This is a genomic window from Paraburkholderia metrosideri, assembly GCF_904848625.1.
In the GTDB taxonomy this organism is placed as follows: Bacteria; Pseudomonadota; Gammaproteobacteria; order Burkholderiales; family Burkholderiaceae; genus Paraburkholderia; species Paraburkholderia metrosideri.
This window is the reverse complement of the sequence record NZ_CAJHCP010000007.1, coordinates 335,625-348,128: the sequence shown is the minus strand read 5'-3', so window position 1 is coordinate 348,128 and position 12,504 is coordinate 335,625. Positions and strand designations below refer to the sequence as shown.

Below are 12,504 nucleotides of genomic sequence, written 5' to 3'. Positions count from 1 at the left end.
CGCTCATGCCTCTTTTTTTATCATGCGTGACGAAGGCGTGACCAACACCTGGCCGCCTTGCCAGGTCGCTAATCTCAGTGCACGAAGGTGAGCGCCACCATCCCCGGCCCAGTCGGCCTTCCCAGCAGATTCAGCAGCCCCGCGAGGTTGTCGCGCGCTTCGGGCGCGGCGCTGGCGACCCCATGAAACGAAGTCGAAGCCGCCGATACCGTGCCGTTGCCGCTCAACATCAGCGGCCCCTTCATGGTCGTCAGATCGAGCGTGGACGACGCGCCCTGCGCCTGAAACAGCACCCGATACGAACCCAGCGGCTTCACCAGCGAAATCCGCGAACTCGCGTCGTTTAGCGTCACCGTCAACTGACCGAACGCTTCCCGATTGAAGCTACGCCAGTCGGACCACGACAACTGCACGTTGCCCTGCAGGTCGAGCGTATTGAACGGCGCACCCAATCCGCCCAGCAACGAAGCCGGCACCGACATTGCACCCGGCGTCACGTTGACGGTGCGCAGCGTGGCGTCGACGGTGATCGGGTCGGGCATCGCTTCGCTGTGCCGCATGGTCATGCGCACGCGGCCGGTGAACAACGGCCAGAACGACGTAGTCCATTCGATCCGCCCAGGCAGCAGGGTCGCCGCGCTCATGTCGGAGCCGGCAGCCAGCATCAGCGTGGCCGAGCCGTGCCACAGCGAACCGGCCGGATCGACGAGATTGACGTGCCCGCGCGTCTGTTTCGCAAACTGCGGGGTAATCCACGCGGCCGGCAACAACGTGAGCATGACGACTGCGGCGGACAGTACCGCGATCACCAGCCAGGGCAGCGCGACGCGCACGCGCCGCATCCAGTAATTCATGCGAGATCCCGTGACGGCGCGGTTATTTAGCGGTCGACGGCTGCAACGACGCCGTCAGATCCACCTGGCCGTCGTCCTTGAGCGCGGTGATGTGCGCTTCGGCGACCTGCACCTTGAACTGCTTGCGCGCGTCGTCGACCCAGCTTGTCCACGCCGGGAACGACGCGTTCTTCATCTGGATCTGCACCGCGTTGCCGATGACCTGCACCTGCGTCGCGGCAAGACCGTGATCGCCGAGCGAAGCGGTCAGCGCGTCCTTGAGCGCCGCGCCGGTGGGAGCAACGCCCTGACCCGCCGCCGACAACGCACGCGCCTCATTCGATTCCGCCGTCATCTGCGCGAGTTGCCGCTGCTGGCTCGGCAGCGTTTCACGCAGATGCGAGCGGCCTTCCTGCGCCGGCGCCCACAGTACCGACCACGCGATCACCACCGCGAGCACACCACCGCCCCAAGCCAGAATGGCCTTTTCGCGCTCGGTGCGCTGGTCCCAGAATCCGGCCCATGTTTGAGCGAGTTCAGCTTTCATTGTCCGTTCCTGATGGTCCACTTGCCGGTATTGCTGTCGATCGAACCGCTCAGCCCATTGCGCGCGAGACGCTTCGCAAAATCGGCGTCGAGCTTGACCTCGGGTTTGAAGGTCACGTCGAGTCGACGGTCGTGATAGTCGAGTCCGGCAATGCCGTTGACCGGCACCGGCGACAACGAGCGTGCCAGCCCGTCGGCCAGCGACAGGAAATCGTCCGGCGACAATTCACCCGCTGCGACCCGCAACTGCTGCAACTGATGTGACATCTGATCGGGCGCATCGAGCACGACCGTCGTCTTCGGGAACGTGTTGAGCAGCAGTTCGGTCATTTGCGTGTTGATCGCATCGCGTTGGCGCGCGAGCATCATCCACTGCACGTTCGCGCTGGTGATCGCGATCACCAGCGCGGCTACCGCCAACGTGATCGGCAGACGCAGACGGCGCAGCGTCGAGCGGTCGAGCCGCCACGGCTGCGAGGCGAACTCGAACTGGCACAGATCGAAGCGGCACTCCAGCGCACGCCGCGCCAGTTGCTCGAACGGCAGCGGACTTGCACCATGGATATGCGCCGCGAGCCGCGCCGGACTACTCGGCGCCAGGCTCGGCTCATTGCCGGGCACTTCGGTCAGCATGTAGAGCGAAATGGGCGCTGCGCCGGCCAATGCGCCGAGCGTTGAATTCACCGCGGTGGCCGGCACCGCCAGCCCTTCGCCTTGCACACCACGCGCAATCGCCAGTTCGACGCGCGGCGTGGTGCTTTCGACCATCCCTTCCAGCAACATCGCGGGCGCGGTCTGCACGACCGCGCCAAGGACAGCGGCCACCATCGGCGTGACGGAGGCAAGCTCCGGCGCCACGACGGGCGTCACGCCCGGCAGCGAGGTCGCCACACTGGCTCTGGCGGAACCCACAGCGACCGGTTCGCCAGCGCTGACCGTTTCCGCGACTTCGGCGGGCGTGTCGAGCACGGCCGCTTGCGGCAGGCAACGCGTCACCGGCACCGCGCGCAGGCTGCGATGACCCGCCGTGGTGAACGCTTCGACGATAAAGCGGAACCAGCCGCGATCGATGATCGCCAGCAACTGCCGTCCGCCCGCAACGGGTTGCGGGTCGACGGCGATATGACAGGTTTGCGGGTCCTGGATCAGTTGATCCTCGACGACATTGGGCAGCGCCTGACGCAACTTCGGGCCACGCAGCGGCGGCAGCGTCGCGGGCATCATCAGCAGGTCGCGCGCGGCGACCATCAGCACCGTCAGGTTGGCGCGCGGCAGCAGCGCGAGCGCCGAGCGGCCGGCGCGCTGGGTGCGGCCCGTTTTGTCGAGCAGGACGAACGGCAACTCCGGCAGTTGCCATTCCTGCGATGGCACCGCCGGATCACGCGGCGGCAATAGGACGATCAGCGTGCTCAAAGGCCACTCTCTCTGGGAATTGCGTTATTCATAGTTGGTCCTGTACTCGCACCACACGCGTTGTGTGAGTCATTGCATCGCGATAAACGAGTGTCGTGCGGTCCACTTCGGCGCGTTCGTGCTGCACGCGGCCATGAATCAAAAAGTAGCTGGTGGTGACGTCCATTTCGCTCGGATCGATCGAGGTCGACTGCACGCCGGAACCGGTCAACGCGAGTTGTACGTCGCTGATGTTGCGGAAGAACACGGTCTCCCGGCGCGCGACGAGAGCCTGCGCCGACGACAGATTCATTTCCGGCACGATCGCCGAGATCACCTGGGCTGACGCGGTATTCATGTTGACCGCTGTTGGGGTCGGCAGAATTGTCACGAAGGGCCTCAGTTGCTCGACCATTTCCGGCGTATAGCCTGGAATGTCGAGCAGCGAGTCGACGCTGATCATTTGCAGCGGAGCGCCCCCCTTGTCGTTGTCGTCGTCGATACCGGGGCTGTCGGTGAAGCCGCCGCCGGTGGAACCGCCCTGAACCGCCTGGGCCGCGGTGTTGGTGGTTGACGTGGTGCTCGACGAAGTGGTGGTGGACGTGCTGGTCTGAAAGCGGGTTGCCGATTGCGCGAGGCTCGCGCGCACCTGCACCGCGGTGTTCTTCGCCAGTTGACTGTTCGCGCCGAGCGACACGAGCAGGCGCTGATACGCGCTGATCTGCTCGGCGTTCAGTTGCAGCACGCCGGGTGCAGGGCTCGTTACCAGATTGCGGAGATTGAATTTGGCTTGCGCGTCTTCAATCGAACCCGACAGGTAAGTTTCCGCGCCTTGTTCCGCGCGGACCTCGCCGATCTGTCCAAGGAAATCGGACAGACGCGTCTTCGCAATCGGCACGCCCCACAAGCCGCCAAGATAGGTAATGCCGGCGGACGTATCGCCTTCCGAGCGCAGGATCAACCGCGTCCAGTCGAGTGCGCCGCGCGACACCCATAGCGCCTGCGAAAGCAGACGCTGATTTTCGATCCGCCTGATCTGGACCTGTTGCCGCCACAGCATGCCCGACACCAGAATCGCCGACAACGCAACGACCAGCAGCGCGCTGATGATCGCCGCGCCTTGCTGTCGCGCCCGCGACGATGCCCTGCGAGCTTTCCGTGTGGCGGATGCGCGCGAAAGGGCAGGCGCCTGCGGCTGACCGAAGCCAGCCGGCGAGGCACGCAAAAACCGTCGCGTAGACAACCAAGAGAATTTCATTTCATTCTCCGACCAGAAAAACCCGTTTGACGGGCCGCGCCAACGTCTTCGCCGACACGCTCACGTCCAGGCCCGTCACCGAGCGCGGCAACGGCGCATTGCCCAGTTGCGGCACCTTCAGATTATTGTTGGCTTCGATGATCGCGCTCTGCACATCTTCCATTTGCGTGGTCCAGCCGACCTTCGGTACATACAGCCGCGCGGAGATCGACGTGACGTCGCCCATCAGCGGGATGGCGGACCATCCTTCGCCCTCGGTGCCGCGCAATGCGCGCCGCAAATCGCCGAGATTGCCCAGCGGCGGCGACGCATAACGGGTCACGCGTCCATTGGACACCCGATAGCGCACCACCTGCAAACGCGGCGCGGCGCCCGGCAAAACCATTTCGCGGACGACCTGCAACACATTGCCCGACAGCGACACCGCGGCCTGGCCCGCTTCGTCGTCCGAGGCGGCGTGGCGCACGTCGATTCGCATCTGGTCGAACAACTGCGCAAACACGCGCTCTTCTTCCATCGCGTTCGTAATGGTCTGCCGACCGCGAATGATCTGGTCGAGTCCGCGCCACGACAGCACGGCAATCACCGCCATGATCGCAATCGCGACCAGCAATTCGATCAGCGTGAAGCCACGCGCGCCCGATCGGCGGCGGCGCTCAGAGCGAGCGGTTGTTTTCATTCGCGACCACCGTGACCATCTGAGCGAGATTGCCGGAACGCCCAGGCATCGTCACCATCACTTCCACTCGACGAAACACCGGATTCGGCGTCGACGTCACATTTTCGGTACACATCAGCTGCAAATTGCCTTGCGAACACTCGAAGCTCGTCGAGCCGACGTTGGGCCATGCGTGCGTCAGATGCAATTGGGCGAGCGTGTTATCCGCACTCCAGCCGGCGAGCAGACGCCGATGCAGATCGGCCTCGCCGCTCGCCAGACTGCCGACCGCACGCAACGACGCGGACAACGCGACCGCGATGATCGCGAGCGCGACCAGCACTTCGATCATCGTGAAGCCGCGTTGCGTGCTTTGGGCATGACCGGCGCGATTCAAACTGCTGCGACGACGCATCTCAGTGCACCTCGTAGCGGCCATTGCCGGTGCCGACGATCGTCGCGCTGCCGGCTGCCGAAAACAGCGTGATCTGCACGGGCACATCGATCGCCTCGGTGCCGAAGACGATACGGTGCGGATGCGAATCCGAACCTGGATAGCTGATCGTCACGCCGGTCACACCGCCCTCCCAGTTACGCGGCCCGAGCAGGTCGTCGCGCAACGGACGCCAGCCGTCTTCGGTTCGCTGATCGAAGCGAAAGCCGCCATCGAGCGGTTGCCATGCGATGGGCCGGGCGCGCACCTGCGCTTCGTCGCCCGCCGATTCGAACAGCAGCGCGAGACGCTGTGCTTCCTCGTTCAGATCGGTGCGCGGATTGCGGTTCATCGTCAAGGCGGTGAGTGACACCAGCAAGCCCGCGATCACGAGCACGACCATCATTTCGAGCAACGTGAACCCGGCGGAGCGGCGCGAGTTGCCACGCCGGCGCGAATCACGCGAGCGACGCGCGGCGCTACTCGCCGCGTGCGGCGACGGGGCCGTACACGGACTGTCCACACGGGACTTGCAAGCGGACATGCGCATAGAGCCGGCCATCAAACGATCAACTGGAAATCAGACAACAACGCATCGACAGGACACACGAACCGCGCTGCCAAGCAGCGGTACCCGACGGCAGTTCGCGCGCGTGAAAAACCGTACTTGATCAGGCCGCTTATTGCCAGGAGCCGACGTCGGCATCATTGCCTTCGCCGCCCGGCTTGCCGTCGGCGCCGTAACTGAACACGTCGATTTCGCCGTGCACGCCCGGATTCAGATACTGGTACGCGTTGCCCCACGGATCGTTCGGCAGACGCTCGAGGTAGCCGCCGTCTTTCCAGTTAGCCGGAATCGGATCAGTTGCCGGCTTTTCGATCAGCGCGCGCAGACCCTGCTCCTGTGTCGGATAACGGCCGTTATCGAGGCGATAAAGCTTCAGCGCCTGCATCACCGTGCCGATGTCCTGCTTGGCGGCGACGCGGCGTGCTTCGTCGGGACGGCTCATGATCTTCGGCACGATCAACGCGGCCAGAATACCCAGAATCGCGATCACGACCATCACTTCGATCAGCGTGAAACCACGTTGAAGACGGCTGCGCGAACCCGCGATTTCAGTGCGGCGAGTGGTCGACAGTTGCATAGCTTGCTACCTCTTTTCAGGTGAAATTTTTGACTGGTCAGAATGCATGAAGTGGCAATCAGGGTGCCATTGAACAGGCCCAGCCGGTCATTTTAATGTCATGGTATTGAAGGGATTCAACCCAACGCAATTTTCACAATAGTCCGTACAATGTGCGCATGAACGCCATCCAAATCCGCCTTCTGTCGCTCGCGCTGTTCGCCGTTTTCTGCGCGACGCTGACCTACTGGGTCATCACACTCACCGCGCTGTCCGGCACGCCGTTGCCCGCAGCCGCTGTGCACGCTCAGGTCTCCACCGACCAGGCCGCCACGCTGTTCGGCGGCCAGCTCACGCGCAGCGTCAATCAGGACGTGCATCTGTTCGGCATCCTCGCTTTGCGGGAAGGCGCTGCGGCCATCGTCAGCGTGGGCGGTGAACCGCCTCATGCCGTCTCGCTCGGCAGCGCGCTGATGCAGGGTGCCAAACTCTCCGAAGTCCGCGCCCGCTCGATCATCATCGACCGCAACGGCGCGCATTCCGAAGTATTCCTGCCGGCCAACGCAGCCGGTCCTACTATTTACGTCCGCTGAAATCGGGCGGCGTTGCTGTTTCAAGCCGCCTGATTTTTCAACCCGCCTGCTTCAACCCGTTTCGCTTCGACTTTCGTTTGCTTCAACCGGTTGCGCGGCCGCCTCAGCCGCTACTCGGCGCGCGACCCGGCCTCGTTTCGCGTTACTGCTTTAGCGCGTCACTGCACGAGGTTGTTCAACTCGATGATCGGCAGCATCACCGCGAGCACGATCACCAGCACCACGCCCCCCATCGCCAGAATCAGCAACGGCTCCAGCAGGCTCGTCAGGAACATCGTGCGACGCTCGAGCTCGCGTGCTTCGCCTTCGGCCGCGCGGTCGAGCATCGTCGTCACGTCGCCGGTTGCTTCACCTGAACGGATCAGGTGCACCAGAACCGGCGGAAACGTCTTCGTATTGCCGAGCGCGCGCGACAGCGACGTGCCTTCGCGCACCCGCACAATTGCATCGTCGATGTTGCCGCGCATCGCATTGTTGCTGAGCGTTTCCGCAGCGGCTTGCAACGCGCGCAAAATCGGCACGCCAGCGGCCGTCAGAATGCCGAGCGTGCTCGCAAAACGCACGGTGTTGTAGCCGCGCACGAGTTTGCCGAGGAGCGGCGCGGTAAGCAGCCAGCGGTCGAAAACGAGACGCGGGCCGGGCTGCTTCAGAATCGAGCGCACCATATACGACACCGCGAACACGCCGATCAGCACCGCCCACCACCAGTGCCGCACGAAACCGGACAACGCCATCATCATGATCGTGAGGAAGGGCAGTTGCTGCTTGGTGCTGGCAAACACGTTCACCACCTGCGGCACCACGTAGCTCAACAGGAACGTGACGATACCGAACGCAATGAACGTGACGATGGTCGGATACGTGAACGCGAGCACGATCTTCTGTTTCAACGCGTTGCTCTGTTCGATGTAGTCGGCCAGTCGCGACAACACCAGACCGAGCTTACCCGTGTGTTCACCGGCCGCGACGAGCGCCCGGTAAATCTCGGGGAAGTCTTTCGGATGCTGCGTCAGCGCATTGGCAAGCGAATGGCCGCCAAGCACTTCCGCGCGGATCGACGCCATCAGTTCGCGAATGTAATCGCGTTCCGATTGATCGGTCAGCACCGCGAGCGCTTCGTCGAGCGGCAGGCCCGCAATCAGCAGACTGGCCAGTTGGCGCGTGAGAATAGCCTGCTCGCGCTGCGACAAACGCCGTCCCAACGACAAACGCTGATTACGCTCGCCACGAGTGCGCGTTGCCGCCGGTTCGACGACCAGCGGCGTCAGCCCTTGTGAACGTAAATTCGTGCGGGCGCCACGCGCGCTGTCGGCGTCGAGCACGCCTTTTTGAGCCTTGCCCGCCGCATCGATTGCTTCGAAACGAAATGCCGGCATGCGCTTATGCTCCGCCTGTCACGCGAATCACTTCTTCGAGCGACGTCAGCCCGGAAGCGAGCCAGCGGTCCGCATCCTCACGCAACGTGCGCATGCCTTGCTCGCGACCTAACGCGAGAATTTCGGCATCGGCCGCATTGCGGTGGACCAGGCTGCGAATTTCTTCGTCGATCAGAAGCAGTTCGTACACACCGCGCCGTCCCGCGTAACCGGACTGGCCGCATCGGTCGCAACCGACCGGATGCCAGCGTACGCTGCCATCTTCTTCGGTGCGCTCTTCGCGGCACACCGGACACAGACGACGCACCAGCCGTTGCGCCAGCACGCCAAGCAGCGACGAAGCCAGCAGATAGGGTTCAACGCCCATGTCGGTCAGACGGGTGACGGCGGAAGCCGCGTCGTTCGTGTGCAGCGTGGCGAGCACAAGGTGGCCCGTCAGCGATGCCTGCACCGCGATCTGCGCGGTTTCGAGGTCGCGGATTTCACCGATCATGATGATGTCCGGATCCTGCCGCAGAATCGAGCGCAATGCGCGCGCGAAACTCATACCGATCCGTTCGTTGACCTGCGTCTGGCCAATGCCGGAGAGGTCGTATTCGATCGGATCCTCGACCGTCATGATGTTCGTCGTGGCCGTTTCGAGCCGCGACATCGACGCATACAGCGTGGTCGTCTTGCCCGAACCGGTCGGGCCGGTCACCAGCACGATGCCGTGCGGCTTGCCGATCAGCTTGTCGAACTTGACGAGCGTATCCGGCGCCATGCCGAGCGCTTCGAGATTCAGGCGCGACGCGTCTTTTTCCAGCAGACGCAGCACCGCACGCTCACCGTGGCCCGTCGGCAGCGTCGACACCCGCACGTCGACCGGCCGGCCGCCCACGCGCAACGTGATACGGCCGTCCTGCGGCAAACGTTTCTCCGCGATGTCGAGCTGCGCCATGATCTTGATCCGCGAGATCAGTGCGCCGTGCAGCGCTTTCTTCGGGCGCACGACATCGCGCAATGTCCCGTCGACGCGAAACCGCACTACCGACGCGTTCTCGAACGGTTCGATGTGAATATCCGACGCCTGTTCGCGCGCGGCCTGCGTGAGCAGCGCGTTGATCATGCGGATGATCGGCGCGTCGTCTTCCGATTCGAGCAGATCCTCGACTTCGGGGATGTCCTGCATCAGTCGCGACAGATCGACTTCGCCTTCCACCTCGCCAACCACTTGCGCGGCGCTGCCATCCTGGCGCGCGTACGCCTGGTTGATCGCCTGCGCGAGTTCGTCGGCAGACAGACGCACCACCGACACCGCGCCAAAATTGCGCGTGACTTCGGCCAGGGCGGCTTCGCTGGTGCGTTCGCTGATCCAGACTTCGAGGCTGTCCGCGTGCTGATGCGCGACCAGAATCTGGCCGCTGCGCGCGAAGCCATAGGGCACGAGCCGGGCGGCGACGCTCGAAGGCGCAGCGCGCTCGCCGGTGACTGCGTCACCGTTCTGAGCACGATGGGCTGCTTGCGCGGGCGCCTGTGTCACTGATTCACTCCTTGCGTGCCGGTTGCGGGCGTGGGCATCACGGCCGGATTAGGCACGATAGCCGGATTCGGCACGACGGCGGGCGCCGGGGCGACCGTTGCCGGAGCCGGTGCAACAGGCGGCTGCACACCGATCGCCTGCTGACGGCGCATCGCGTTCAGATCGAACAGGTTCACCGCAGCCGACCCACCCTGGCTCGGGCCGAGCGGCATCGGCGGCATGACTGGATCGTCCTTGTCCTTCATGATGTTGTTATCCGACCGGTACGCGCCCTGCACGCCCTGGATGTAATCGTAGCGATTCGACGTCACGGCCTGCGCCGTATCGCGATCGTTGATGATCACCGGACGCAGGAACACCATCAGGTTAGTCTTGTCGCGCGTCTTCTGTTCCGAACGGAACAACTGGCCGATCCACGGGATATCGCCCAGCAGCGGCACCTTGCTGTTGCTGACCTGATAATTGTCCTGCATCAGGCCGCCCAGCACGATGATTTCGCCGTTGTCGGCGAGCACCGTCGACTGAATCGAGCGCTTGGTGAATTCCGGACCGGCGGGGTTGGTGGTCGCGTTGGTCGTGCCGTTCACGATCGCCGAGTCTTCCGTGTACAACTGCAGCTTGAGAATACCGCCGTCGGTGATCTGCGGCTTCACGTGCAGCGTCAGACCGACGTCGACGCGGTCGTACGTATTGAACGCCGCGCTCGTGGTACCGCTAGTCAGGTTCGAATACGAACCCGTCTGGATCGGCACGTTCGTCCCGACGATGATCTTCGCTTCTTCGTTGTCGAGCGTGATCAGGTTAGGCGTGGACAGCACGTTGGCATCCGCGCTCGTCGACAGCGCCTGCAACAGCGCGCCGAGACCCTGCACCCCGAAAATGTTTTTGATCCAGCCGACGTTCAGACCCTGCTGGAGAGCGGTGAGCGACGTAGCGAGACCGCCAGTCGCGGCGGCGCCAGCCGTCAGATTGATAATGCTGTTGCTCGAACCGGTGGTCAGGTTGGTGCCGGCGAACAGCGAATTGTTCGCGACCTGCCATTGAATGCCGAGGTTGCCACTCGTATTCGAGTTCAGTTCGACAATCAGCGCCTCGATATAAACCTGAGCGCGGCGCGCATCGAGCTGGTCGATCACGGCGCGCAGATTGCGGTACACCGGCTCGGACGCCGTGATGATCAGCGAGTTGGTGGCGGCGTCAGCCTGAATCATGCCGCCAGGCTGATTGTCGTCGCTCTTGTCCTTGTCGCCGCCCAGCAGGCCGCCGTTGCTGTTATTGCCCGAGCCGCTGCCGCCCATCGGCGAAGCCGACGAACCGCCGCTGCTGGAGCCGAGGCTGCTCGACGGCAATGGCGGGGTGCCCGACGTGCCGGTGGAGTTGCTGCCGCCCGAGCCGCCACCGCCGCTGCCGTTAAACGAGTTCGCCGAGCTGGAGTCGCTCGACGAACCGGAGTCGCCGCCCTTGCCGAGCATGCCGCGCAAGGTCTTCGCGAGCTTGGTGGCGTCCGCGTTGCGCAGCGGTACCACGTGCATGTTGCCCGGCATCGTGGTCGGTGCGTCGAGTTCTTTCGCAAGCTGTTTCGCCGCCGCCAGCCGACCGGCGTTCGACGCGCGGATCAGCAGCGAGTTGGTACGCGAATCAGCCGTGACCGACACTTTCAGCGTCGCGTCGGTGCTGCCGATCGCGCCCGGGTCGAGCATCTTGGTCAATTGCGCGGCGATGTCGAGCGCGTTGCCGTTCCTCAGCGGCACCACCGCCACCGATTGACCCGCCGCCGTATCGACACCCGCAATGATCTGCGCGATACGACGCACGTTGTCGGCGTAATCGGTCACGACAATCGTGTTGTTGGCGGGGTAGGCCGCCACGGTGTTGTTCGGCGAGATCAGCGGACGCAGCACCGGCAGCAGGTTGTTCGCCGACTCGTTCTTCAGCACGAACACCTGCGTGACAACCTGATCGCCGTGCGCGACAGGCGAATTGCCGACGTAGGTCGGCACGCCTTGCAGCTTGGCGTCGGCTTCGGGCACGACTTTCAGTACACCGTGGTCCTGAACCAGCGCGAAACCCTGCATGCGCAGCGCGGACTGCAAGGTCTTCAGTGCCTGATCTTCAGGCACCGAGTTTTCGGACACGAGGTTCAACTGCCCTTTGACACGCGGGTCGACGATGATCGTCTTACCGGTTGCGGCGCCGATTGCTTTCGCGACCTGATCGATGTCGGCGTTCACGAAGTTGAGTGTCACCTGTGCCTGTGCTGTCTGCGCGGTGATCAATCCAGCCACCAGCAGCGCCGTTGCAACGCGACGCAAAGCCATACTATTTCTTCTCATGGAATGTGATATCGATGCCAGCAGCATGAGCTGCCGACGGTCATGCAGTGCGAACACGGAGGCTGGACGCCGCCTTGCCGGTCTGCGGGCCAGCCTCTCGGCCTGAAATCGCCTCGGGTGGGGACCACCCGGTGTCCGAAAAAAATGAACAGTAACAGTTTTTCATGTCGGATTTGTCACAAAACGAACGACTGGACGCGAATCTTATGCGGGAGCGCTGGTCTGTTAATCAATTGAAAGCTGATGGGCATAAATGGCGCCCCAGAGGCGCTTCGTTTTCTGCCTGCTTATGTCTGTTAGCCAACTTGACGCAAACCGGACTGCCGGTATCATACGAGCGGTTCAAGCCTCGGTTGGAGGTTTTGCCGACACGGGTTTTCCCCGATGTCCGACGAAGTCCCAACCAGCATGCTCTCGCGGCTGTCAGCGGCTGACA

General features: G+C 63.4%; 12 protein-coding genes. 1 reads left to right on the top strand and 11 read right to left on the bottom strand.

Annotated features, from left to right (window positions below):
* Positions 1-74 precede the first annotated feature (74 nt).
* The 8 genes from LMG28727_RS17600 to gspG form a co-directional block, all read right to left on the bottom strand.
* On the bottom strand, positions 75-854 hold the full coding sequence (locus LMG28727_RS17600; protein ID WP_201643580.1) for a type II secretion system protein N: 780 nt from the start codon (positions 852-854) through the stop codon (positions 75-77).
* 22 nt (positions 855-876) lie between these two features.
* The gene (locus LMG28727_RS17595) at positions 877-1,380 is read right to left on the bottom strand and encodes a type II secretion system protein M (RefSeq protein ID WP_201643579.1); all 504 of its coding nucleotides are present in this window, start codon (positions 1,378-1,380) and stop codon (positions 877-879) included.
* Entirely contained in the window at positions 1,377-2,792 is a 1,416-nt protein-coding gene (gene gspL / locus LMG28727_RS17590) for a type II secretion system protein GspL (protein ID WP_201643578.1), read from the bottom strand. Before gspL ends, LMG28727_RS17595 begins: the two co-directional genes overlap by 4 nt.
* A 28-nt stretch (positions 2,793-2,820) precedes the next feature.
* Positions 2,821-4,029 carry a type II secretion system minor pseudopilin GspK gene (gene gspK / locus LMG28727_RS17585; protein WP_201643577.1) on the bottom strand — a complete coding sequence of 403 codons (1,209 nt, stop codon included), beginning with the start codon at positions 4,027-4,029 and terminating at the stop codon, positions 2,821-2,823.
* Position 4,030: 1 nt separating this feature from the next.
* Positions 4,031-4,708, bottom strand: a complete 678-nt coding sequence (locus tag LMG28727_RS17580) for a PulJ/GspJ family protein (protein ID WP_201643576.1) — start codon at positions 4,706-4,708, stop codon at positions 4,031-4,033.
* The gene (gene gspI, locus LMG28727_RS17575; protein WP_201643575.1) at positions 4,686-5,102 is read right to left on the bottom strand and encodes a type II secretion system minor pseudopilin GspI; all 417 of its coding nucleotides are present in this window, start codon (positions 5,100-5,102) and stop codon (positions 4,686-4,688) included. The genes LMG28727_RS17580 and gspI overlap by 23 nt, the downstream gene beginning before the upstream one ends.
* 1 nt (position 5,103) lies before the next feature.
* On the bottom strand, positions 5,104-5,670 hold the full coding sequence (locus tag LMG28727_RS17570) for a GspH/FimT family pseudopilin (RefSeq protein ID WP_236592032.1): 567 nt from the start codon (positions 5,668-5,670) through the stop codon (positions 5,104-5,106).
* Between the two features lie 130 nt (positions 5,671-5,800).
* A complete protein-coding gene (gspG, locus tag LMG28727_RS17565; protein ID WP_201643573.1) occupies positions 5,801-6,265 on the bottom strand; it encodes a type II secretion system major pseudopilin GspG in 465 nt (154 codons plus the stop codon).
* Between the two features lie 158 nt (positions 6,266-6,423).
* Here gspG and LMG28727_RS17560 point away from each other — a divergent pair, with 158 nt between their 5' ends.
* Complete coding sequence (locus tag LMG28727_RS17560) at positions 6,424-6,837, top strand: type II secretion system protein N (protein ID WP_201643572.1); 414 nt, start codon at positions 6,424-6,426, stop codon at positions 6,835-6,837.
* A 158-nt stretch (positions 6,838-6,995) separates the two neighbouring features.
* On the opposite strand, the gene gspF is transcribed toward LMG28727_RS17560, so the two are convergent.
* Genes gspF through gspD form a run of 3 tightly spaced genes read right to left on the bottom strand, consistent with a single transcriptional unit; the run spans position 6,996 to position 12,053 of the window.
* The gene (gene gspF / locus LMG28727_RS17555) at positions 6,996-8,213 is read right to left on the bottom strand and encodes a type II secretion system inner membrane protein GspF (RefSeq protein WP_201643571.1); all 1,218 of its coding nucleotides are present in this window, start codon (positions 8,211-8,213) and stop codon (positions 6,996-6,998) included.
* 4 nt (positions 8,214-8,217) lie between these two features.
* Entirely contained in the window at positions 8,218-9,735 is a 1,518-nt protein-coding gene (gene gspE, locus LMG28727_RS17550; RefSeq protein WP_201643570.1) for a type II secretion system ATPase GspE, read from the bottom strand.
* Positions 9,732-12,053, bottom strand: a complete 2,322-nt coding sequence (gene gspD, locus LMG28727_RS17545; RefSeq protein ID WP_201643569.1) for a type II secretion system secretin GspD — start codon at positions 12,051-12,053, stop codon at positions 9,732-9,734. The genes gspE and gspD overlap by 4 nt, the downstream gene beginning before the upstream one ends.
* Positions 12,054-12,504: the final 451 nt, after the last annotated feature.